Annotated in this window: 24 protein-coding genes and 1 riboswitch; of the genes, 3 read left to right on the top strand and 21 right to left on the bottom strand. The window is 63.8% G+C overall.

The genetic code is table 11. The annotated features are described in order from the left end of the window. Positions 1–194 precede the first annotated feature (194 nt). The 6 genes from metF to PHO31112_RS01765 form a co-directional block, all read right to left on the bottom strand. Complete coding sequence (metF, locus tag PHO31112_RS01740) at positions 195–1,025, bottom strand: methylenetetrahydrofolate reductase [NAD(P)H] (protein ID WP_150618902.1); 831 nt, start codon at positions 1,023–1,025, stop codon at positions 195–197. Between the two features lie 26 nt (positions 1,026–1,051). After that, entirely contained in the window at positions 1,052–1,891 is an 840-nt protein-coding gene (locus PHO31112_RS01745; protein WP_150618903.1) for a TlyA family RNA methyltransferase, read from the bottom strand. Between the two features lie 47 nt (positions 1,892–1,938). Continuing rightward, entirely contained in the window at positions 1,939–2,298 is a 360-nt protein-coding gene (locus tag PHO31112_RS01750; RefSeq protein WP_150618904.1) for a phage holin family protein, read from the bottom strand. Positions 2,299–2,446: 148 nt separating this feature from the next. Then, entirely contained in the window at positions 2,447–3,862 is a 1,416-nt protein-coding gene (gene ahcY / locus PHO31112_RS01755) for an adenosylhomocysteinase (protein ID WP_150618905.1), read from the bottom strand. A 34-nt stretch (positions 3,863–3,896) separates the two neighbouring features. Further along, positions 3,897–4,023: riboswitch (S-adenosyl-L-homocysteine riboswitch) on the bottom strand. Between the two features lie 138 nt (positions 4,024–4,161). After that, positions 4,162–4,845 carry an LrgB family protein gene (locus tag PHO31112_RS01760; protein WP_150618906.1) on the bottom strand — a complete coding sequence of 228 codons (684 nt, stop codon included), beginning with the start codon at positions 4,843–4,845 and terminating at the stop codon, positions 4,162–4,164. A 58-nt stretch (positions 4,846–4,903) separates the two neighbouring features. Next, positions 4,904–5,362, bottom strand: a complete 459-nt coding sequence (locus tag PHO31112_RS01765; protein WP_150618907.1) for a CidA/LrgA family protein — start codon at positions 5,360–5,362, stop codon at positions 4,904–4,906. 196 nt (positions 5,363–5,558) lie between these two features. Here PHO31112_RS01765 and PHO31112_RS01770 point away from each other — a divergent pair, with 196 nt between their 5' ends. The 3 genes from PHO31112_RS01770 (at position 5,559) to PHO31112_RS01780 (ending at position 8,191) form a co-directional block, all read left to right on the top strand. Next, positions 5,559–6,503, top strand: a complete 945-nt coding sequence (locus PHO31112_RS01770; RefSeq protein ID WP_150618908.1) for a LysR family transcriptional regulator — start codon at positions 5,559–5,561, stop codon at positions 6,501–6,503. 135 nt (positions 6,504–6,638) lie between these two features. Beyond that, entirely contained in the window at positions 6,639–7,442 is an 804-nt protein-coding gene (locus PHO31112_RS01775) for an exodeoxyribonuclease III (RefSeq protein WP_150618909.1), read from the top strand. A gap of 11 nt (positions 7,443–7,453) precedes the next feature. Continuing rightward, positions 7,454–8,191, top strand: a complete 738-nt coding sequence (locus PHO31112_RS01780; RefSeq protein WP_150618910.1) for a hypothetical protein — start codon at positions 7,454–7,456, stop codon at positions 8,189–8,191. Positions 8,192–8,243: 52 nt separating this feature from the next. Here the strand turns inward: PHO31112_RS01780 and PHO31112_RS01785 are convergent, their stop codons facing one another. From PHO31112_RS01785 to PHO31112_RS01855, 15 genes are all read right to left on the bottom strand, one after another. Next, positions 8,244–9,539 (bottom strand): AmpG family muropeptide MFS transporter, encoded by a 1,296-nt coding sequence (locus PHO31112_RS01785; RefSeq protein ID WP_150618911.1) that lies wholly within the window; start codon positions 9,537–9,539, stop codon positions 8,244–8,246. Between the two features lie 106 nt (positions 9,540–9,645). After that, positions 9,646–10,308 carry a methionine biosynthesis protein MetW gene (gene metW / locus PHO31112_RS01790; protein ID WP_246177618.1) on the bottom strand — a complete coding sequence of 221 codons (663 nt, stop codon included), beginning with the start codon at positions 10,306–10,308 and terminating at the stop codon, positions 9,646–9,648. After that, positions 10,305–11,510: a homoserine O-acetyltransferase MetX gene (gene metX / locus PHO31112_RS01795; protein ID WP_150618912.1), complete on the bottom strand. Its 1,206-nt coding sequence runs from the start codon at positions 11,508–11,510 to the stop codon at positions 10,305–10,307. The genes metW and metX overlap by 4 nt, the downstream gene beginning before the upstream one ends. Before the next feature lie 310 nt (positions 11,511–11,820). Continuing rightward, positions 11,821–12,477, bottom strand: a complete 657-nt coding sequence (slmA, locus tag PHO31112_RS01800) for a nucleoid occlusion factor SlmA (protein ID WP_150618913.1) — start codon at positions 12,475–12,477, stop codon at positions 11,821–11,823. Positions 12,478–12,487: 10 nt separating this feature from the next. After that, entirely contained in the window at positions 12,488–13,279 is a 792-nt protein-coding gene (locus PHO31112_RS01805) for an HAD-IA family hydrolase (RefSeq protein ID WP_174995464.1), read from the bottom strand. Positions 13,280–13,292: 13 nt separating this feature from the next. Beyond that, entirely contained in the window at positions 13,293–13,634 is a 342-nt protein-coding gene (locus PHO31112_RS01810; RefSeq protein ID WP_150618914.1) for a hypothetical protein, read from the bottom strand. A 176-nt stretch (positions 13,635–13,810) separates the two neighbouring features. Next, positions 13,811–14,890 (bottom strand): porin, encoded by a 1,080-nt coding sequence (locus PHO31112_RS01815; RefSeq protein WP_246177620.1) that lies wholly within the window; start codon positions 14,888–14,890, stop codon positions 13,811–13,813. 245 nt (positions 14,891–15,135) lie between these two features. After that, positions 15,136–15,618 carry a nuclear transport factor 2 family protein gene (locus PHO31112_RS01820; RefSeq protein ID WP_150618916.1) on the bottom strand — a complete coding sequence of 161 codons (483 nt, stop codon included), beginning with the start codon at positions 15,616–15,618 and terminating at the stop codon, positions 15,136–15,138. Next, complete coding sequence (locus PHO31112_RS01825; protein WP_150618917.1) at positions 15,615–16,370, bottom strand: alpha/beta fold hydrolase; 756 nt, start codon at positions 16,368–16,370, stop codon at positions 15,615–15,617. Before PHO31112_RS01825 ends, PHO31112_RS01820 begins: the two co-directional genes overlap by 4 nt. Further along, positions 16,367–17,485, bottom strand: coding sequence for a 4-oxalomesaconate tautomerase (locus PHO31112_RS01830; protein ID WP_150618918.1), 1,119 nt, complete (start codon positions 17,483–17,485; stop codon positions 16,367–16,369). Before PHO31112_RS01830 ends, PHO31112_RS01825 begins: the two co-directional genes overlap by 4 nt. Positions 17,486–17,504: 19 nt before the next feature. Next, on the bottom strand, positions 17,505–18,209 hold the full coding sequence (locus PHO31112_RS01835) for a 4-carboxy-4-hydroxy-2-oxoadipate aldolase/oxaloacetate decarboxylase (protein WP_174995466.1): 705 nt from the start codon (positions 18,207–18,209) through the stop codon (positions 17,505–17,507). Further along, positions 18,206–18,961, bottom strand: coding sequence for a PIG-L deacetylase family protein (locus tag PHO31112_RS01840; RefSeq protein ID WP_150618919.1), 756 nt, complete (start codon positions 18,959–18,961; stop codon positions 18,206–18,208). The genes PHO31112_RS01835 and PHO31112_RS01840 overlap by 4 nt, the downstream gene beginning before the upstream one ends. A 35-nt stretch (positions 18,962–18,996) precedes the next feature. Beyond that, positions 18,997–19,734 (bottom strand): ABC transporter ATP-binding protein, encoded by a 738-nt coding sequence (locus PHO31112_RS01845; protein WP_150618920.1) that lies wholly within the window; start codon positions 19,732–19,734, stop codon positions 18,997–18,999. Beyond that, positions 19,727–20,479 carry an ABC transporter ATP-binding protein gene (locus tag PHO31112_RS01850; protein WP_150618921.1) on the bottom strand — a complete coding sequence of 251 codons (753 nt, stop codon included), beginning with the start codon at positions 20,477–20,479 and terminating at the stop codon, positions 19,727–19,729. Before PHO31112_RS01850 ends, PHO31112_RS01845 begins: the two co-directional genes overlap by 8 nt. After that, complete coding sequence (locus PHO31112_RS01855; protein WP_150618922.1) at positions 20,476–21,549, bottom strand: branched-chain amino acid ABC transporter permease; 1,074 nt, start codon at positions 21,547–21,549, stop codon at positions 20,476–20,478. The genes PHO31112_RS01850 and PHO31112_RS01855 overlap by 4 nt, the downstream gene beginning before the upstream one ends. Positions 21,550–21,561 lie beyond the last annotated feature (12 nt).

The raw sequence follows: 21,561 nt of genomic DNA on the forward strand, positions 1-21,561 counted from the left end.
GGATCTGAGATGACGCCCGGCGACGATCGGCCGCCGGGCCCACGAGGGATATTACTGAAGCTTCCCTTGCGTCACAACACGCCAAATCCCTAGCAAACTGCCTATTTGTGGTGTTTTTGATTAGGAAATCACTTAATTATTATCAGGATTGACTTCCAACCCGCCCATCCACTAGCCATCGATTGCGCGGCGGCTCACAGACCGAGGCGCTGCCACATCGTTTTGGTCGCCGAAGCAGCGTTGAGGGTATAGAAGTGCAACCCCGGCGCCCCGCCGGCGAGCAAGCGCTCGCACAGCGCCGTCACCACATCGAGCCCGAAGGCGCGGATCGCCTCGCGGTCGTCGCCGAAGCCCTCGAGGCGTTTGGCAATCCAGCGCGGCACTTCGGCACCGCACATTTCCGAGAAACGCATCATCTGCGAATAGTTCGTGATGGGCATGATGCCCGGCACGATCGGCACCGCCACGCCCAGACGCGAAGCGTCGTCGACGAAGCGGAAATAAGCGTCTGCATTGAAGAAGTATTGCGTGATCGCGGCGTTCGCACCGGCTTTCACCTTGTTGGCGAAATGCTCGAGGTCCAGACGCGGCGACTTCGCCTGCGGGTGGTATTCCGGATACGCCGCCACTTCGATGTGAAACCATTCGCCCGTCTCCGCGCGAACGAACTCGACCAGCTCTGACGCATAACGGAACTCGCCGATCTCGCCCATCCCGGACGGCATATCGCCGCGCAACGCCACGATGTGACGGATGCCGTTCGCGCGATACGTCTCAAGGATCTGGCGAATATTTTCCTTGGTCGAACCGACACACGAGAGGTGCGGCGCCGCTTCCACGCCTTCGCGTTGGATTTCGATGACCGTATCGAGCGTACCCTGCTGCGTCGAGCCACCGGCGCCGAACGTCACCGAGACGAATTTGGGGCCCAGCGGGAACAGTTGCTGACGCGTGGCGCGCAGCTTTTCCGCGCCGTCGGCGGTCTTGGGCGGGAAGAATTCGAAACTGAAGGAAGGTTGCGTCATGATCGTCTTGTTATCGAGAGAGCCGCTCATGCCGCGCGCGTCGCATGCACGAAAAACTCCCGGTTGCCGTCCCCCCCGGCGATGGGGCTGTCGAGCCACGCGGCTACCGTCAGTCCCAGCGCTTCACAGGCAGTGCGGATCTTTGTCTCCACTTGCGCATACTGCGCGGCGTCTTTCACGAGGCCTCCGCGACCGATGTGCTCGCGCCCCACTTCGAACTGCGGCTTGACCAGCATCAGCAGATCGCCCGACGCGGCCAGCAGGGGAGCGAGCGCAGGCAGTATCAGCGTGAGCGAAATAAACGACACGTCTCCGACGATCAGGTCGAAGCCCGCTTCCGGTACTGCGGCGATTGCCGCGACCGTGGCGTTGCGCGTGCCGTCTTCGGCTTCGGGCTGCGCCAGACGTTCGTCGAGCGTCTCGCGCGACAGATGCCGCGCGTTGATCCCTTCGAGCGAGACGAGGCGCGAATCGCCCGCCAGACGTTGATGCAGTTGCCCGTGACCGACGTCCACGCCAACGACCTGCGCGGCGCCCGCCTGCAACAGGCAGTCCGCAAAGCCGCCGGTCGACAGGCCCACGTCGAGCGCGACACGGCCAGCAACATCGAGCCTGGTCTGCGCCAGCGCACCGGCCAGCTTCAGCCCGCCGCGCGACACATAGCGGTCCTCGCCGGGCAGCCCGTCGGCCGCCGCCCGCACTTCGAGGTCTTCGTCGCTCGCCACGACCTGACTGGCCTTTTTCAGCGCCGTCTCGGTGCCTGCGTAATACACGCGACCGGCATCAATGAGACGTTGAGCCGCAGTACGCGATGCGGCCAGCCCCCGGTAGACGAGAGCCTGATCGGCACGAAGAGCTTGCGACATGACTACGAGTTTCCTGCAAAGAACCGTCGACGGCGATGCGTCGACACTTACACGCTGGTGGCGCGGTCGCCGCCGAACACCAGCGCCGAGAGAATCCACGAAATCAAGCTGTACAGCAGCGAGCCGAAGAGCGCCGCCCAGAATCCCGAGACTTCGAAGCCCTTCACGACGTGCGAGGCGAACCAGAAGAGCAAGGCGTTAATCACGAAGATGAACAACCCCAGCGAGAGCACTGTGACCGGCAACGTCAGTACGACGAGCAGCGGTCGCAGAAACGCGTTGATCAGGCCAAGCACGATCGCAACGATCAGCGCCGTGCCGATGCCCTTGAGCTGAATGCCCGACACGATGTACGGCAGGATAAGAAGCGCAATGGCATTGATGAGCCAAATCAGCAGCAGACGCATGGCAAGCTCCGAAGAACAGACCCGTGCGGGACGCCAGCCCCGGCACCGGCAGTGATAAAACCCGGCGCGGCGGCAACAGGCCCCGCCGCGCCATACCGTGCCCCGTCGCCTGTGCGTTCGTCACACACAGGCGAGGGCTCGATACCGATCAATAGCGATAGTGCGCCGGCTTGAACGGACCGTTCTTGTCGACGCTGATGTACTTTGCCTGATCGTCGGTCAGCACGGTCAGGTCGGCACCGATACGGCCCAGGTGCAGACGCGCCACCTTCTCGTCCAGATGCTTCGGCAGCACGTACACGCTGTTCTTGTACTTGGCGCCGTCAACGAACAGTTCGATCTGTGCGAGCGTCTGGTTGGTGAACGAGTTGCTCATCACGAACGACGGGTGGCCCGTGGCGCAGCCCAGGTTCACGAGACGGCCTTCCGCCAGCAGGATGATGCGCTTGCCGTCCGGGAAAATGATGTGATCGACCTGCGGCTTGATGTTTTCCCACTCGTACTTGCGGGTCGACGCCACGTTGATTTCTGAGTCGAAGTGACCGATGTTGCACACGATGGCCTGATGCTTCATGGCGGCCATGTGGTCATGGTCGATCACGTGGAAGTTGCCCGTGGCCGTCACGAAGATGTCGGCCTTGTCGGCAGCGTATTCCATCGTCACCACGCGGTAGCCTTCCATGGCAGCTTGCAGGGCGCAGATCGGATCGATTTCCGTGACCCACACCGTGGCGCCCAGACCACGCAGGCTTTGCGCACAGCCCTTGCCCACGTCGCCGTAACCCGCCACGAGGGCGATCTTGCCGGCGATCATCACGTCGGTCGCGCGCTTGATACCGTCGACCAGCGACTCGCGGCAGCCGTACAGGTTGTCGAACTTCGACTTGGTGACCGAGTCGTTCACGTTGATGGCCGGGAACGGCAGCGTGCCGTCTTTTTCCATCTGATACAGACGGTGCACGCCCGTGGTGGTCTCTTCGGTCACGCCCTTGATTTGCGACAGGCGCTTGCTGTACCACTGCGGATCGATTTGGATGTGACGCTTGATGGCGGCGTACAGCGCGACTTCTTCTTCGTTGGTCGGGTTGGCGACGACCGACAGATCCTTCTCTGCCTTGCTACCCAGAATCAGCAGCAGCGTGGCGTCGCCGCCGTCGTCGAGAATCATGTTGGCGAATTCGCCGTTCGGCCATTCGAAGATGCGGTGGCTGTATTCCCAATACTCGTCGAGCGTTTCGCCCTTGAAGGCGAACACCGGAATGCCGGCCGCAGCGATGGCCGCCGCGGCGTGGTCTTGCGTCGAGAAGATGTTGCACGAGGCCCAGCGCACTTCGGCACCGAGGGCGACGAGCGTTTCGATGAGCACGCCCGTCTGGATGGTCATGTGCAGCGAGCCGGCAATGCGCGCGCCCTTGAGCGGCTGGCTGGCCTTGAACTCGGCACGCGTGGCCATCAGGCCCGGCATTTCGCTCTCGGCGATGGTCAGCTCCTTGCGGCCCCAGCCGGCAAGGTTGATATCGGCAACGTGGAAATCGGTGAATTTCGAATCGACTACGGCGTTCATCACGCCTCCTTTCTCTAAATAATGACTAGATAGTGGGACGTGAGCGCCGTTCTTGAGGCTCACACGCCATGCTACCCGTAGGAAAACCGGCGGCCGGCGCGGCCAATAGGAAGGATCTTGAGCCTGGCAGCACGATGGCTGTCGCAACGCTCCTCAAGATCCGGGCATTGTAGCAAAACTGATGCGCGAGCGGCAGGCGGCAGCCTAGCCTGAAGGGTTATTTTTTACGAGGAAGATGACAGCCGTACGACCTGCACGCGGCGGCCCCCTCTGGCCCGCACGCTCAGGGCGCCGAACCGTCAGATAGGCAGATGCGCGAGCAGCGGCGCGGCGAACACCATCAGAATGCCGTTGATCATCATGACGAGGCTGGCCACCACCCCCTCTTCGCTACCGATCTGGCGAGCCTTGGCGGTGCCGAAACCATGAGCGCCGGCACCGAACGGTGCGCCGCGCGCCATGCGGGTACGCAACGGCAGCCACGAGAGCAACCCCTCGCCGAGCAACATGCCGATGAACCCGGTGATGATGACGAAGAGCCCCACCAGATCGCGCGAGCCGCCGACCTGATCGGACACCGCCAGCGCAAACGGCGTCGAGATCGAGCGGGCAAGCAGACTGCGCGCCATCTCGGGCGGCAGCTCGAACAAGCGGGCAAGCACGAAGGAACTGCCCACGGCCACGATCATCGCGACGAGCACGCCAACGATCAGCGCAAACGCATGCCGGCGAATGATGTCGCGGTGCTCATAGATCGGTACGGCAAATGCAATCGTCGTGGGGCCGAGCAGCCAAACCAGCCAGCGCGAGTCGGAGATGTATGTCGCGTAAGAAATGTCGCCGCCAACCATCACGGCGATGAGCAGGATCGGCGCGAGAATCGCCGGGCCGAGCCACACCTTGCCGAAGCGCGCGTAAAGGCGCTTCGACACGTAATAGAGCACGACCGTGAGAACGAGCAGCAGCAGCGCCGTATGATTCATGGCAAGACCCGGCAAGCGCTATCGAGAGGAATGACGGTGAAAACCGGCCCGCGCAGCATCAGCGGGCGTCGTGCGCATGCGCGCGGCGAACTGCCGGGATGCGAACGAAGGCACGCTTCATGCGACGTTCCGCACGGCAAGCCAGATCGACGGCCAGCGCGGTCGATACCATCACGAGCACGGTGCCGACGCCGATCACGGCGAGCAGTTGCAGGCCTTCGTGACGCAGCAGATCGGTGTATTGCATCACGGCCGCGACCATCGGCACGAAGAAGAGGAGCATCTCGGCCAGAAACCAGTCGGCCCCTCGCTTGATCTTCTCGGTCTTCAACACGCCGCTCATGAGCAGTGCCACGACGGTGAGCAAGCCCAGCACGCCGCCGGGCAGCGGCAAATGAAAATGACGCGATGCAGCATCGGCCACGAGATAGATGCCCGTGAGCAGCGCAATCTGCCAGACCACGTCGACAATGCGCTTGCTGCGGCTATACAGACGGCTGGCAATCATCTTGGTCATGTCGGGCTCCCGGGTTTGGCATCAGTATGAAATGCAGTATAAGAAGCACCGCAACATAAATATAATGAATTAGTCTCATCGGAATGATTCCAAATTGGAATAATTTAAGTATTAACCCTAATAGTGCATGAGAGAGCCTTACGGGACGGGGCTTTCCGCGAAATAGCACCAACATGGTGCGAATGAGAGAACCAAAATGGAACTGCGCGCGTTGCGAGGATTTGTGGAAGTTGTGCGACAGCAGAGCTTCACGGCGGCGGCCGAAGCGTTGTTCATCACCCAGCCGACCGTGAGCAAGATGGTCAAAGCGCTGGAAGACGAACTGGGTACACCGCTAATGTTGCGCGAAGAGCGCGGCATGGGCCGCCGGCTTCAGTTGACCGATGCCGGACGCGTGGTCTTCGAGCGTGGTCAGGATGTGCTCGCCGCGTACGCCCGGCTACGGCAGGAGCTGGCCGATCTGGAAACGGTCGCGCGCGGCGAGTTGTCCATCGGCATCCCGCCACTCGGCGGCGATCTGTTCATCCCGGTGATCGGCGCGTTTCATCAGCACTATCCGGATATCGAGATGAAGCTCTTCGAAACCGGCTCGCGCGCCATCGAGCAGGCGCTGCTCGCGGGCGATATCGAACTCGGGGCGGTGCTGCTGCCGGTCGATCCCACCATTCTCGACGTGCTGCCGGTGTGCCACTACCAGTTGCGTCTGATTGCCCCGCGCGACTCGCGTTGGGAGGGGCGCGCCTGGGTTGGTCTGGGTGAGTTGCGCGACGAGCCGTTCGTCTTTTACGGCGAAGGCTTTGCGTTGTCCGAACTCGTGATTGCCGCGTGCCGCCGAGCGGGCTTCACGCCCAAGATTGCGGGACGGTCGAGCCAATGGGACTTCATTGCGTCGATGGTGGACAACGGCGTGGGCATCGCCCTGCTGCCCGAGCCCTTTTGCGCACGGCTCGATCCGAAACGCTTCGTGATGACGGACGTGCGCGATCCGGAGATCCCGTGGGATCTGGCGATGGCATGGCGGCGCGACTCGTATCTGTCGCACGCGGCACGACGCTGGCTCGCACTGGCACGCGACATCCTCGGCCCCGGCGGCGACGGAGACGCGCAGGCGGCCATCGCGGGCGGCGCCCGCCGGACGTAAGGTCCCTGTCTTGCCTTCGTCTTGCCCCCTGTCTTCCGCGCAAAACACAGACCGGCGGGCCACGAGCGGCGCAACCCGCGTCGTCCGACGCCGCCTCGCGATTGCGGTATCCTTGCCGCTGACCTATTTCCCCTCATGCCGCGCGAGCGCGGCGCATCGACACTCATGCGCATCATTACCGCGAATCTGAACGGCGTGCGATCGGCCGCCAAAAAGGGCTTTTTCGAGTGGTTCGGCAATCAGGAGGCCGACATTCTCTGTGTGCAGGAAATCAAGGCGCAGTTGCCTGACATGACGCCGGACTTCCTCAAGCCGCACGACTATCAAGGCTATTTTCACTACGCGGAAAAGAAGGGTTACAGCGGCGCCGGCGTGTACGTGCGACGCGAGCCCGACGACGTCGTCATCGGTTGGGGCAACGCCGAATTCGACGCCGAAGGCCGTTACGTCGAAGTGCGCTACGGCAATCTGTCGGTGATCTCCGTGTACATCCCGTCGGGATCGAGCAGCGAGGAACGTCAGGCCGCCAAGTTCCGCTTCATGGCCGACTTCATGCCGCACCTGCTCGCACTCAAGGCGGCAGGGCGCGAAGTCGTCCTGTGCGGCGATGTGAACATCGCGCACAAGGAAATCGACATCAAGAACTGGAAGGGCAACCTGAAGAACTCGGGTTTCCTGCCCGAAGAGCGCGCCTGGCTCACGCAGTTATTCGACGACCATGGCTATGTCGACGTCTTCCGCACGCTCGATTCGCGTGCCGACCAGTACACGTGGTGGAGCAACCGCGGACAGGCTTATGCAAAGAACGTCGGCTGGCGCATCGACTATCAGATCGCCACGCGGGGCATCGCGGGCAAGGCCAAGACCACCTCGGTATTCCGCGACATCAAGTTCAGCGACCACGCGCCACTGACCGTCGACTACGATCACCCGCTGTAATGGATAGCACGATGAAGACGCTGTTGTTTTGCACCAGCTACATGAAAGATGCCGATGCCTGGCAGCAACGGTATCGGCGCTGGCTGGACTACTATCGGAACGGGCCGATCAAAGCCCACAAGATCCTCATGATCGACGACGGTTCGCCATATCTGCCCCCTTCGGAAACGATCCAGACGGTGCGGGCGAACAGCGACATTTCGGCGCACCAGCCCGTCCATGGCATCGTTCGTTTCGAGAAGAATCTGGGAAGGCAAAGCATGAGTCTGTATCCCGGATGGTGGCGCAGCTTCCTTCATTGCGTGACGATTGCACGCACCATCGGTGCGGACAAGATCGTCCACATCGAATCCGATGCGTATGTGCTGAGCCAGCCACTCGCAAACTTCATCAACGACACGCAGTCGGGCTGGCATGTCATGTGGGCCCAGCGTTACGCGATGCCTGAGACCGCCATCCAGATCATTGGCCAGGACCAATTTGCCGCGCTGGAGAAGCTGAGGGACGATTACCCGAATCTGGATTTCCCGGACATCGCGGAACGCCTTCTGCCTTTCACGTCGGTGAACCGGCAATTCAAGGGCGATCGGTACAGCGAATTCAAACGCAACCGTGGCATCTTTCGCTCGAGGAAATTCAACGTTCTCCCGATCTTCCAGTGGGACGTCTTCTGGGAGCCGATTCCGCGTGACGCAGACTTCGCCACCCAGGTCGTCACGCGTCAGAAGGTGGCCTTTCGGGGCCCCTGAGCCGCACCGCGACACGACAACGGCGCCCGGGACGGGAGGCCCCCGTCCCCGCTCAGCGTGATCCGCTCGTCACGGGCACGCCATCGCCGTCATCGTCGTCGGCGCCCCAGGGGGCGACCTTCGGCAGCAGCAGCATGCCGGGCAGCGCAAGCGCCGTGCAGATGAGGAAGAACGTCAGCCAGCCAACGCCGTCCACGATATAACCGGTGCCCGCGTTGGCAAACGTGCGCGGCACCGAGGCCAGGCTCGTGAACAGTGCGAACTGCGTCGCCGTATAGCGCGGGTCTGTCGTGCGGGCGATGTATGCCGTGAACGCCGCGGTGCCCAACCCTGCCGTGAAGGCTTCGAAGGCGATCACCACACCGAGCCCGGTGACGACCGGGCCGGCTTTCACGAGCCACGCGAAGCCGAGCACCGACACCAGTTGCAGCACGCCGAAGACCCACAGCCCGCGATTGATGCCGAGCTTGATCAGCCAGACCCCGCCGATGATGCCGCCCGCCACGCTGGCCCAAAGGCTCGTCGCCTTGGCCACGACACCGATTTGCGTCTTCGTGAACCCCAGATCGAGATAGAACGACGTGGCCAGCGACGTCGCCATCGAATCGCCGAGTTTGTAGAGAAAGATGAACGCGAGCACCAGCAGCGCCTGCGACCATCCGCCGCGCGTGACGAACTCGTGAAACGGTTCGACCACGGCCTCGCGCAATGTCTTCGGCGGCGTGCCCCGAATCTCCGGCTCCTTGACGACGAGCGTCATCACGATACCCGGCAGCATGAACGCCGCCGTGGCGAAGAATACCTGCGACCACGGCAGGTGGTCGGCCATGATGAGGGCCAGCGAGCCCGGCACGAGCCCGGCCACCTTGTAGGCGTTCACGTGTATGGCCGTGCCCAGCCCCTGTTCGCGGTCGGAGAGCAACTCGCGTCGATAGGCATCCAGACAAATGTCGAGACTCGCGCTGAAGAACGCCAGCGCTGCCGCCAACGCGGCAATCGTCATCAGATCGCGCTGCGGCGAATAGGTCCCCATCAGCGCCACTGCGCCGGCCACCAGCAATTGCGTGACGAACATCCAGCCGCGCCGCCGCCCCGGTTTCCATCCGAAAACGTTGGGGGCGAAGCGATCCATGAGCGGCGCCCACAGAAACTTCCACGTATAGGGAAACTGGATCAGGGCGAACAGGCCGATCGCCTTGAGATCCACGTGCTCGCTGCGCAGCCAGGCCTGCACCAGATTGAGCAGGATGAACAACGGCAAGCCGGAGGTGAAGCCGAGAATCACGCAGATGAACATCCGCGTGGGGTGAAAGACGTGCCCGTCGGCGGGCGGCAGCGAATCGGTCATGGAAAGGACAGTTGGGGCCAGCCGCCTGCGGTGCGCGGCACCCGGCCCCCGGTGTCTTCAGCCGTCAGGGGCCCGGCGCCTCGCTGCCCCGTTAGCTGCCGTCGGTTCAGGAACGCTTGACGCGATAGACTGCAAGACTACCACGCCAGTTCGCGCCCACGGACACGAGTCGCCCATTGTGAAGCACCGCGCGATCGAGAATCTTCACGCCGGCATCCGGCGCCAGCGCCTCAAAGTCCTTGATGGTCAGCACGCGCACGTTCGGCGTGTTGTGCCACTGGAACGGCAGGCTCTTCGACACCGGCATGCGGCCTCGCAATACCGACAGGCGGTGCGGCCAGTAGCCGAAGTTCGGGAACGACACGATCGCTTCGCGGCCGACGCGCACCGTCTCGCGCAGAATGTCCGCGGTATGGTGAATGGTTTGCAGCGTCTGCGACAGGATGACGGTATCGAAACTCTGGTCCTCGAAGAGCTTCAACCCGTCTTCCATATTCTGCTGAACGACGTTGATACCACGCTGCGCCGAGGCGAGCACTCCGGCATCGTCGATCTCGATGCCATAGCCGCTCACGTCGAGTTCGTCCATCAACAGGCGCAGCAGCGAGCCGTCGCTGCATCCCAGATCGAGCACCTGCGACGACGGTTCGATCCATCGCGCGATGACCCGGAAATCCGGCCGGTCGGCCAGCGACGCCGAAATACGGTCACGCGACGCGGCCAGATAAGCCGCCTGCGCGCTCGTGGTCGGTACAGTGGACTGACTCATACCCCGACCTCCTGGGCGATACGTTCGTAATAGGCGCGCACCAGGTTGTGATAGCGCGAATCGGTGAGCAGGAAGGCGTCGTGGCCGTGCGGCGCGTCGATCTCGGCGTAGCTCACGGTGCGGCGCGTATCGAGCAGCGCCTTGACAATTTCACGCGAGCGCGTCGGCGCGAAGCGCCAGTCGGTCGTGAACGACACGATCAGGTACTTGGCCGTGGTGTGTGACAGCGCCTTGGCCAGATTGCCGCCCACGGTTCGCGCAGGGTCGAAGTAATCGAGCGCGCGCGTAATCAGCAAATAGGTGTTGGCGTCGAAATACTCGGCGAACTTGTCGCCCTGATAGCGCAGGTACGACTCCACTTCGAACTCCACGTCGAAGCTGAAGCGATAGGCATCGTCCTGCCCATTGCCATTGCCGTTGCCATCTTCCTTGCCGGCGGCTTTCACACCGTCGACCAGCGTTTCGGCACGACGCAACGCCCGGCCGAATTTGGTCGCCATGTCCTCGTCGGACAGATAGGTGATGTGACCGATCATGCGCGCCACCCGCAACCCGCGTCGCGGCACCACGCCGTGTGCGTAATAGTTGCCGCCGTGGAAATCGGGATCGGAGAGGATGGCGGAGCGCGCCACTTCGTTGAACGCGATGTTCTGTGCCGAGAGCTTCGGCGTGGAGGCGATCACCAGACAGTGACCGACGCGCTCGGGATACATGATGCTCCACGCGAGCGCCTGCATGCCGCCAAGACTGCCGCCCATGACTGCGGCAAACTTTTGAATGCCGAACGCGTCGGCCACACGGGCCTGTGCGTTGACCCAGTCTTCCACCGTCACGACAGGGAAGCGGGCGCCGTAGGGAGTGCCGGTGGTTTCATCAAGGCTCATCGGTCCGGTCGAGCCGAAGCACGAGCCGAGGTTGTTCACCCCGATGACGAAGAAGCGATCGGTGTCGAGCGGCTTACCGGGCCCAACCATGTTGTCCCACCAGCCAACATCCTTGGGATTGTCGGCGGCGATACCGGCGACGTGATGCGACGCGTTGAGCGCGTGACAAACCAGTACGGCGTTGCTGCGATCGGCATTGAGTTCGCCGTAGGTCTCGACCATCAGGTCGTAGCCCGCGAGTGTGCTGCCGTTTTGCAGCGCCAGCGGCTCAGCGAAATGCATCCGCTGCGGCGTGACGATTCCGATTGAAGATTCCATAGATCCCTGTCCGAAACATGCCGTGGCCGGCGTCCCTGTCGACAATGATCGACGGACGGCGTCCTGAAACGTTCTGTGCGGGAAAAGGGGTCGACGGAAAAACGGCGGGGGGCGCGCACGACCTCTTTAGCCGCATTTTTAATGAATGCCAGTGCGCGGGAAACCCCGGCAGCGTCATTCGCGCGCCCGCAAGCGAGTCACCAAATCGGCGCGCCAATCATCGCGACAAAGCCGACCGAATCTCCGGCGGCCCCGTCACGGGTTGCAAAAGTATAACGTAATCCGCGCTGAGGGCGCAGACCACCCGGTCTTAGCGCAGAAGTGCTGCGACCTGCGGCTCCGCGCCTTCGGCGGGCGAGCGCTTGAAGCCGCTCTTCGCGAAACGGTGCCAGCGGCCAAGCACGTAGGACACGAGCAGGTTGGCGCGCGAGTTGGCGTCGAAGGTTTCGGGCAGCGCGCCCTGCGCCGTCGCCAGACGCAGCACCTGGCGCAGCGACGCCTCGATGCGGTCGAGCAACTGGTTCATGCGCTCTTGCAAACGCTCATGCTCGCCGACCAGCGCTTCGCCTGTCAGCACACGCGTCATGCCCGGGTTCTTTTCGGCGAAACCGAGCAGCATCAGCACGATGGCGCGCGCTTGTGCCACGCCGTCCTGATCCTGAGCGGAGATCTGATTGATCAGGCCGAAGATGGTCTGTTCGATGAACTCGATGAGACCCTCGAACATCTGGGCCTTGCTCGCGAAATGGCGGTAGAGCGCCGCTTCGGAGACATCGAGGCGTGCGGCGAGCGCGGCCGTGGTGATCTTCTCGCCCTTGGGCGTCTCGAGCATGGCCGCGAGGGTCTGCAACACTTGCACGCGGCGCTCGCCCGGCTTGGGGCGGGTTGTCTTGACAGGCGCGGGCGCGGCCTCCAGCGCATCGGCAGCGCCGTACCCGGCACCGCTCGAAGAGTTTTCCTGCTGCATCGTCTGGTCGTTATCGGTAGGGATTTGATTGTCGGGCGGCCTGGGCTAGAACCCCGGTCGCTAGGCGCGCCCGTAACTCGCGCAGAGATTGTACTTTGATATCCACGTAGTGTGGGCGCCCACTGCGCGGCATCACGTCGCCATGACTGTTTCTGATCGGCAGATGCCCCGTGATCCAGACCGTCTTGATGCCGAAATGCCGTAAGTGTTTCAGGTGCGAACGGGTGTCCTCGACCAGCCATGTGCGATGCGGTGCGAGCCCCTCGCGCACCAGCAGCCGGCGCAGCATGATCGCGTCGGGCTTGGCCCGCCAGGCGCGCCGGTCTGCCATGTCTTCGATGCTCACACAACGCTCGAAATAGCGACGAATGCCCAACGCTTCGACGATCGGCAGCGCGTAGTGTGCAGGCGCGTTGGTCAGGAGAATCTTGCGCCCCGGCAATCCGGCGAGCAGACGGGCGACGCCCCGTTCCGCCCGCAGCACCTCGACCAGCGGCGGCAGCTCGTGAACACGGGCCAGAAACTCGTGCGGATCGATGGCGTGATGCTTGATGAGACCGAGCAGCACCGCCCCGTACCGCTCAGTATAGGAAAACCGCAGGTGATTGGCCTCGTCTCGCGACAGCCCCAGCTTCTCGGCGATATAGGCGGTCATCGCGCGGTTGATGCGCGGAAAGATCGCGTGCGACGCGCGATGCAGCGTGTTGTCCAGATCGAACAGCCAGACCGGACCACGCGTGCCGTATTCGGTGCGGGCGCGGGGCGCCCGGCGTCGCCGGCTCAGAACGTGAGAAGAAGGCACGGGGATAACGAATTCATGCGAGGAGATACGTGAAGGTGGCCACACCGTCCGGGCCTTCGCCCGGTTTGCCGGAGAACGCGATGCAGCCACGGCAATGCACGATGCTAGCGCGCACTGCCCGCTTTGACAAATCGACTCGGCCAGCCGGTTGGGTCATGTGCAGAACTTCGCGATGCGGATTCGGTGGCGCAACAGATGAAACGCCGGGAAAGAAATCGCAGGGGATACGACGTGCGGTGGAAAAAATGCGGCCCGGGAAACCCTTCGCACTTGCGGCGAGGATCATCGCCCGGGCCGGACAGGAAAATCGTGCGCAATGGCGCAGCTCGGGGAATGTACGGCTGCGCACGGTCATGCCGCACGACGTCTGCCAGATCACTCTCTCGTGGCGCGCGGCGCCGCTACCACGTCGCATGCCGCGCAACAGGGAGTGACGCCGCGTCGCGTCACGCGCGACCCGTCCCCCCCGGACGTTTCGCGCGTGTCAGACGCACGCGCTGCGGCGCTTTCTGGCGTCGTCAGGACACCCGCTCAGAACGTGTGCTGAATGCCCAGCATCGTACCGAACTGATTGCCGCCCGTGACGACCGAGCCGCCTGCGGCAATGGCCACGGCGCCGTTCTGGCTGTTCGCCACCCAGCCGGCCATGCCATACAGCGACGTGCGCTTGGACAGCGAGTACGTGGCGCGGCCGATGAGCATCGTGGCGTTGGCGCGGCTCTTCAACTGATAACGAATGGCCTGCGCGTCGAACGCCCAGGTGATCGTCGGCAGATAGGTGACGCCGATGAAGTAGATGTCCGAGCGCAGCGATGCGGCGTCGGCGCTCACGTTGCGGTGAATCCAACCACCGCCCACGCGCCCCGTCGACCACTTGTAGTACGCGTTGACGACCGAGTGCGAGTCGGTGTACTGCGAGCGGGTGAGCGGTGCCGCAGCGCCCGTGTTGCCGCGCATCTGGTCATACGACGCCGAGATACCGAAGTTCTCGTAGTCGTAGCCGATCAGGCCGGTGAATTGCTTACATGCCTGGTAATTGCCCGCCACGTTGCCCGCACAGTTCGTGGCCGAAGGGCCGCCGGCGGCCGAGCCATCGCGTCCGAAGCTGTACGTCGCGCCGAGCGTCACGCCGGAGAACTTGCCCATATAGCCGACAGCACTGTCGCTACGTGCATTGGCGATGTACGGATCGATACTGGCCAGCGAGAAGATCGACGGCCCGATCACGTCGGCGTTGCCCGTCACGTAGAACGTCATGTTGTTCTGACGGCCGACGAGGAACGTACCCCACGCCCCCGACAGACCCACATTCGCCTGACGGCCGAACAGACGTCCGCCATAGTTCAGGTTACCGGTGCCCGGCTGGAAGCCGTTTTCCAATGTGAAGACGGCCTTCAGACCTCCGCCCAGATCTTCGACACCTTTGAAGCCGAAGCGCGATGGCACCTTGCCCGTGAGATTCGGTTCACCAACAAAGCTGCCGCCCCCGGCTGCGTTGTTGTAGAAGGCGATGCCGGTATCGACGATGCCGTACAGCGTCACGTTGCTTTGCGCGTGAGTCAGTCCTGCACTCAACAGCAGGCCAGCGGCCAATGCATGTTTCACTTTCACTTCTGTCCCCTTGTTTTTGAAATACACAGCGACGAGGGTCTGCTCACCCTCACGACTCCAACCTCCGGGCCGATGGCAATGTCGCCGGCCCAACCTTCTTCAAGACGGCGCTCCGCGCCGGCTCGGGTACTGCCCTTTTCACTGCTTTCACTGCCATGCCGGGTGATCGCTGCCGCCTCCTGAACTGCGCTTTCGGCATCGATCCCCGGTCACTTTTTTGCGCGACGTGCGGTGCTGATTTTTCCTCACGCCTCGCGAATAAATGTGAAACGCGCTTCACGGCGGGCGATGCGCCAGCCCTGCGCGGTGCGAACGAACGTGTCTTCGAATTCCCCCATGACCTGACGGCCTTGCGCCGGGCGGCCGAACGGCCCCGGCGTGTCTTGCACCGACCCGCTCCAGAGCAGCACGGTGCTACTGCCGACGGCGCTCGCGGGTGACGTCACGTCGATCAACACATTGCCGACGAGATGCCGCGTGAGCCGGTCCGCCGGCCGGTCGGCATAAGCGGCGGCAATGGCGGCCGGCCCGACGAGCGTGTCGCCGTTGGGCCGCACCAGTACGCCGTTCTCGGCAAACAGGGCGGCAAGTCCCTGCGGGTCGCGCTGGTCGTTGCAGGCGACGAAGCGCATCACGAGGTTGTGGCACGCCTGTTTGGCGAGCAGTGCATCGAGCGTTTTCGGTTCGACGCCGGGTGTCATGTCGTGGGGAGCGGTGTCGTGTGTCATGCCGGTCGAGCCTGTGAGGAGAACGTGGGAGATAACGGGCGCGCAAGCCACGCCTGCATGGCATCGGCCACGTCTTGCGCACGCTCCATCGGGCTCATATGACCGCTGTCTTCAACAACGCTCAATACGGCATTGGGCATCAGTCCTGCCATGACCTCGTGGCGCGCGAGCGGGCTCCATGTGTCCTGACGTCCGCAAAGCACGAGCGTCGGACAATGCACCTCGCCCAGCAGCGACGTCGCGTCCGGGCGGCCGAGCAGCGCATGGATCTGCGCGGCAAATTGATCGGGATGGCTGCGCTCGATCATGTCGAGAATCGCGTCGAAGAGCGGCGTGCCGATCTGATCGGGATGCACCATGCCCGTTGCCCACACCTGGCCCATCGCTCGCATACCGGCCTCACGCGCACGCGCGAGCAATGCCGCCCGCCCGCTGCGCTCCTTCTCGGCAGCTTCGCCTTCGGGCAATGCCTGGTAACCGGTGTCGAGCAGCGCGAGATGCGTCACGCGCTGCGGTGCGCGACGCACAACTTCGAGCGCCACACGTCCGCCCATCGAGTGCCCCGCGAGCGCGAAGTGCGGCTCGGACGTACTCGCCAGCACGTGATCGGCCATTGCCCCGATGGTATCGAGTGCGCCCCACGCGGGCACGCGGCAATCGTATTGCGGCAAGAGCGCCGCGGTCGCCGCCCATGCCACCGGGTCGCAGAGCAAGCCGGGAAGCATGAGCAATGGGAGACGTTCGGTGGTCATGACTTCCCTCCCTGCGCCCAGACACGGGCGGGTATGCAGACCTCGCCGTCGAACAGCCAGCGAGCCGTGCGCAGCAGACCGGCGCTCGTAACCGCCGGCGTGCCGTCGGCATCGGCGCCAAGCGCCAGACGTACGGTGAACTCGCCCGTCGGATGTTCGACGGCAAGCAGCGGCGCATCGCCCTCGGGCACCACCGCCATCTCATGGCAGACGGTGCCCGGCAGTGCTGCGGCCGTCGCCACACTGACCGCCGCGAGCACGCCGATGGACGAGTGGCAACGGTGGGGAATGAAGCAACGCGTCGCGAGGGCTCCCCCGGCTTGCGGCGGCGCCACGAGACACATCTTGGGCACCGTGCGCAAGCGCACGTCACCCAGATTCATGCGGGGACCGACGGCCAGACGAATCGCCTCGATCCGGTCGCGCATCGCCTGAAACGCTGCGTCCGCCTCGAGCTGTTCGCAGGACTCCACGCCGGTACACCCCAAGTCCGCCGCGCGCATGAGCACGAGCGGCATGCCGTTATCGATGCACGTCACCGTGACACCTTCCACGACATCCTGACGTTGTCCGGTCGGGAACAATGCGCCGCAGGACGAGCCAGCGGTATCGCGAAACATCAACGGCAGCGGGGCAGCCGCGCCCGGCACGCCGTCGATGGCAACGTCGCCGTCGTACTTCACGACACCAGCCGGGGTCTGCACGGTGGCCACCGCCACCTGTCCCGTGTTGACCATGTGAATGCTGACTTTGGTCACGTCGCCCGCGGCTGCGACGAGTCCGCGCTCGATCGCAAACGGCCCCACACCGGCGAGAAGGTTGCCGCAGTTCTGCCCGTAGTCGACACGCGCTTCGTTGACCACGACCTGTGCAAAGAGATAGTCGACGTCGGCGTCGGCGCGCGTCGCGCGCGACACGATGGCGACCTTGCTCGTGAGCGGATTCGCACCGCCCATTCCGTCGATCTGACGCGCATCGGGCGACCCCATTGCGGCGAGCAGCACAGCGTCGCGCGTGGCGGCATCCGCAGGCAGATCGTCGGCGAGGAAGTACAGCCCTTTCGACGTGCCTCCGCGCATGACGGCCGCGCGGATACGCGTTTGGGAATGCATCATGTCGGTCAAGTCGCCGTCCTCACTCGCCCTGCAACTCGTCGAGCGAGTCGACGTAGCGCAAACCCTTCGCGGCAAGACGCTCGCGCATCTTGTAATAGTCCAGCCCCAACATGCCGCCCGCGAGCACGCCACGCTTGTATGCCTCGTCGGCACCGCGTGCGGCAGCGGCCTTGGCCACGGCTTGCGCCGTAGCGAACGGCACCACGACCACACCGTCGTCGTCGGCCACGATCACGTCGCCGGGATTCACGATCTGATTGGCGCAAACAACCGGCACGTTCACCGAGCCGAGCGTCTCCTTCACCGTGCCCTGCGACGAGATGGCTTTCGACCACACCGGGAACTGCATCTCGGTGAGCGTACCGATGTCGCGGCACCCGGCGTCGATGACGAGACCGGCCACGCCGCGTGCTTTCATCGACGTGGCGAGCAGATCGCCGAAATAGCCGTCGTCGCAAGGCGACGTCACCCCGACCACCACGATATCGCCCGGCTGCGCCTGTTCTACCGCAACGTGCAGCATCCAGTTGTCCGAGGGGGGCGCAAGCACGGTCACGGCGCTACCCGCGACAGCCGCACCGGCATAGATCGGACGCAGGTAAGTCGCCATCAGGCCGAGGCGGCTTTGCGCTTCGTGCACGGTGGCGCTGCCTGCGCTGCGCAGAATGTCGAGCGTAGCGGCATCGACACGGGAAATCTGACGAACGACGACGCCGCGAATCATGACAGTTGCTCCGTGACGACCGGCGTGAGGCGCATCAGCCCTTCGGCGTATCTGATGTCTCGCGCGGCCGTGATGCCGATGTTGCGTTTGGCCTGCACACCGCGTTGCAACGCCACGCGCGTGTAGTAGTCCCACAGGTGTTCCTGACCGGCCATGCACTCGATGGCGGCACGCTTCTTGTCCCACACCGGCGTGATATCCACGAAGGTGTTCGGAATCCACTCGCACTGCTCGGTCTGATGCGGTTCGAACGCGAGTACTGCCGGCGCGCCGATGATCGTCTCGCCCGGCTTGTGACCTTCTGCCTGCGCGATCACGCGGGCTTCCTGCGTGACGTGCATCGCCAGCGGGTGATCGAAGTTGTACGGGTCTTTTTCCGAATGGCTCAGCACGAACGACGGCTGCACATCCCGATAGATGTCGACGAGTCGAAACAGCGTCTCGTCGGACACTCGCATCGGGTAGTCGCCGATGTCGAGGAATTCGATTTCCGCGCCGAGAATGTCGGCGGCCCGCTGTGCCTCTTCGCGGCGCGCGGTCTTGACCTTCGCTTCGGTCATCTCTGCGCCCTTGCGCCAGAGCTTGGCCGACTCGCCGCGCTCGCCGAACGACAGACAGACGATCTTCATGCGATAGCCCTGCGCGACGTGCGTGGCTATCGTGCCGGCAGCGCGCCAAACGAAGTCCGCCGAATGGGCGCTGACGACGAGGCCCGCCAATGCGCGGGAGGAGGTGTTCTGTGATGTGCTCATGTGTTTGACGTCAATTCGTGTTGTGCGCCGCTTGTTCAGGCGCTTTCCAGTCCGACCAGCGTGGCGAGCAATTCCGGCGACGCCGCAAGGTCGCTGCTGCGCCCCGCCCAGACCTCACGGCCCCGGTCGAGCACCAGCGCCCGGTCGGTCAACTCCAGCCCCAGTTCCGCGTGCTGCTCCACGAGCACCACGCCCATGCCGCCGTTGGCGCGCAGCTTCCAGAAGGCGTCGACCAGTTGATCGACGATCACCGGCGCGAGCCCTTCGAACGGTTCGTCGAACAGAATCACGCGGGGGTTGCCGATCAGCGCACGGCCGATGGCGAGCATCTGCTGCTCACCGCCCGAGAGCTGGTTGCCGAGGTTGCGGCGGCGTTCGTGCAATCGCGGGAACAGGTCGTACACGCGGTCGAGCGTCCAGCCGTTGCCGCCGCGCTCTCCTCCGTTACCGTCACCCATCGCAGAGACCTGAAGGTTCTCTTCGACGGAGAGCGACTTGAAGATTTCGCGCTCCTGCGGCACCAGCGCCAGCCCCGCGCGGGCTCGCTTATAGGCGGGCCACGACGAGATGTCCTCCCCCCGATAACGCAGCACGCCGCCGTGGCGCGTGGTCAGTCCCAGCAGGCTGAGCAGCAAGGTGCTCTTGCCCACGCCGTTACGGCCAAGAATGGCGACGGCCTCTCCCGCGCCCACGCGAAGACTCAGGTCTTCGAGCACGATGGTCTCGCCATATCCGGCACTGAGTCCGCTGGCGTCTAGCAGGAAGTCAATCATGATGGCGACGCCCCAGATAAATGTCGCGCACGCGCGGATCGGCGCGCACTTCGTCCTTCTCGCCTTCCATCAGTACCGCGCCTTCGACCAGCACCGTGATGCGGCGCGCGAAGCGGAAGACCAGATCCATGTCGTGTTCGATGACCATCACCGCAACGTCTTCGGGCAGGCGTTCGAGCAGTTCGAACAGCTTGCGCCCCTGCCCGGACGGCACGCCTGCGACGGGTTCGTCGAGCAGCAGCACCTTGGGATCGAGCGCGAGGCCCAGCGCGATTTCCACCTGACGACGCTGGCCGTACGCCAGTTCGTCGATGCGTCTGCCCGCGAGATCGAGCATGCCCAGTTCGCGCAAACGCTCCGCCGCCTCTTCCACCACCGCCGGACGGCTCGCGAGCGGCTTGCCGATGCAGCCGTCGAGACCGCGCCGCGACGTGAGCGCCAGCGCCACGTTCTCGGCCACCGTGAGCGTGTCGAACAGCGTGTTCAACTGGAACGTGCGAGCCAGCCCCAGCTTCACGCGTTTGTGCGAGGGCATCGACGTCACGTCCGTGCCGCCCACGCGCACCACGCCGGCATTCGGCTTGAGCACGCCCGTCAGCAGATTCATCAGCGTGCTCTTGCCTGCACCGTTCGGGCCGATCAACGCGTGTCGCGCACCGGCGGGCAACGACAGGCTCACGTTGCGGGTCACGTCCAACTGCCCGAAGCGTTTCGACAGTCCTTGAATTTCCAGTGCGGCGCTCACGGCGTCACCTCCTTGTCCGTGGCGGTTGCCTTGGCGTCGCCGGTCTCCTGCGGCGTGACCGCCTGGCGGGGACGGCGAATGCGTGCCGCGCAGCGATCCACCACACTGATCAGGCCATCGGGCGCGAAGCGCACCACGACGATCAGCAGCACACCGAGGGCGGCGAGCCAGTTCGTCGGGTCGATGGCCGCTATGCGGTCGGACAACACCATGAAGACAACCGCACCGAGCACCGCGCCGTAGAGGCGTCCGGTGCCGCCCAACGCGAGCATCACCAGCACGTTGGCCGAGAGCGTGAACGACAGCGTGTCGAGTGCGACGATGTTGTTCACTTGCGCGGAGAGTGCGCCCGCGACACCGGCCACCGCAGCGGCGAGGGTGTATAGCATCAGGCGGCGCAGACCGACGCGCACACCGAGCAGCGACATGCGCACGGCGTTCTCGCGAATGCCCTGTACGGTCAGGCCGAACGGCGAGTTCACGAGAAACTGCGTGAACAGATACACGACGAGTAACACGGCCAGCGCATAGAGATACGCCGTGTGACCGTAGATATCGAAACTGAACAAGCCGAGCACGGGAGCGATGGTGTAGCCGGTCAGGCCGTCGTCGCCCATGGTGATCGACTTCGCGACGTTGCCCGCCTCGTAGAGCAGCGTGGCGCATACCAGCGTCAGCATGATCTGGGTGAGCCCGGTGACGCGCAGCACGACAACGCCGGTAATCAGCCCCACGACCGCCGCGACAACGGCGCCCGCCACCAGTCCCAACAACGGATCGGGCGATACATGCAGCGCGAAGAGCCCGGCAGCGTAAGCACCGCTACCGAAGAACGCCGCGTGCCCCAACGTCTCGATACCGCAGTAGCCCTGCACGAGATCGAGCGAGAGCGCGAAGATGATCATGATCAGCACGCTCGTGGCGAGTGCGAGGTACAGATCGGCGAAAAAGTACGTGGCGACGGCGGCAACGAGCAGCACCGCGTCGAGCACGCCAAGACGTTTGCGACGCAGCGCGGGAGCCACTTGCGCCGTACCCGCGACCGGCGGCAGAGGATTCGTATGAGACATCGTCACCCTCCG

This window comes from Pandoraea horticolens (assembly GCF_902459555.1).
In the GTDB taxonomy this organism is placed as follows: Bacteria; Pseudomonadota; Gammaproteobacteria; order Burkholderiales; family Burkholderiaceae; genus Pandoraea; species Pandoraea horticolens.

Bases quoted from the DNA above. Each gene is read 5' to 3' on its own strand.
- metF (WP_150618902.1), bottom strand. From the start codon at position 1,025: ATGACGCAACCTTCCTTCAGTTTCGAATTCTTCCCGCCCAAGACCGCC.
- PHO31112_RS01745 (WP_150618903.1), bottom strand. From the start codon at position 1,891: ATGTCGCAAGCTCTTCGTGCCGATCAGGCTCTCGTCTACCGGGGGCTG.
- PHO31112_RS01750 (WP_150618904.1), bottom strand. From the start codon at position 2,298: ATGCGTCTGCTGCTGATTTGGCTCATCAATGCCATTGCGCTTCTTATC.
- ahcY (WP_150618905.1), bottom strand. From the start codon at position 3,862: ATGAACGCCGTAGTCGATTCGAAATTCACCGATTTCCACGTTGCCGAT.
- PHO31112_RS01760 (WP_150618906.1), bottom strand. From the start codon at position 4,845: ATGAATCATACGGCGCTGCTGCTGCTCGTTCTCACGGTCGTGCTCTAT.
- PHO31112_RS01765 (WP_150618907.1), bottom strand. From the start codon at position 5,362: ATGACCAAGATGATTGCCAGCCGTCTGTATAGCCGCAGCAAGCGCATT.
- PHO31112_RS01770 (WP_150618908.1), top strand. From the start codon at position 5,559: ATGGAACTGCGCGCGTTGCGAGGATTTGTGGAAGTTGTGCGACAGCAG.
- PHO31112_RS01775 (WP_150618909.1), top strand. From the start codon at position 6,639: ATGCCGCGCGAGCGCGGCGCATCGACACTCATGCGCATCATTACCGCG.
- PHO31112_RS01780 (WP_150618910.1), top strand. From the start codon at position 7,454: ATGAAGACGCTGTTGTTTTGCACCAGCTACATGAAAGATGCCGATGCC.
- PHO31112_RS01785 (WP_150618911.1), bottom strand. From the start codon at position 9,539: ATGACCGATTCGCTGCCGCCCGCCGACGGGCACGTCTTTCACCCCACG.
- metW (WP_246177618.1), bottom strand. From the start codon at position 10,308: ATGAGTCAGTCCACTGTACCGACCACGAGCGCGCAGGCGGCTTATCTG.
- metX (WP_150618912.1), bottom strand. From the start codon at position 11,510: ATGGAATCTTCAATCGGAATCGTCACGCCGCAGCGGATGCATTTCGCT.
- slmA (WP_150618913.1), bottom strand. From the start codon at position 12,477: ATGCAGCAGGAAAACTCTTCGAGCGGTGCCGGGTACGGCGCTGCCGAT.
- PHO31112_RS01810 (WP_150618914.1), bottom strand. From the start codon at position 13,634: ATGACCGTGCGCAGCCGTACATTCCCCGAGCTGCGCCATTGCGCACGA.
- PHO31112_RS01820 (WP_150618916.1), bottom strand. From the start codon at position 15,618: ATGACACACGACACCGCTCCCCACGACATGACACCCGGCGTCGAACCG.
- PHO31112_RS01825 (WP_150618917.1), bottom strand. From the start codon at position 16,370: ATGACCACCGAACGTCTCCCATTGCTCATGCTTCCCGGCTTGCTCTGC.
- PHO31112_RS01830 (WP_150618918.1), bottom strand. From the start codon at position 17,485: ATGATGCATTCCCAAACGCGTATCCGCGCGGCCGTCATGCGCGGAGGC.
- PHO31112_RS01835 (WP_174995466.1), bottom strand. From the start codon at position 18,209: ATGATTCGCGGCGTCGTCGTTCGTCAGATTTCCCGTGTCGATGCCGCT.
- PHO31112_RS01840 (WP_150618919.1), bottom strand. From the start codon at position 18,961: ATGAGCACATCACAGAACACCTCCTCCCGCGCATTGGCGGGCCTCGTC.
- PHO31112_RS01845 (WP_150618920.1), bottom strand. From the start codon at position 19,734: ATGATTGACTTCCTGCTAGACGCCAGCGGACTCAGTGCCGGATATGGC.
- PHO31112_RS01855 (WP_150618922.1), bottom strand. From the start codon at position 21,549: ATGTCTCATACGAATCCTCTGCCGCCGGTCGCGGGTACGGCGCAAGTG.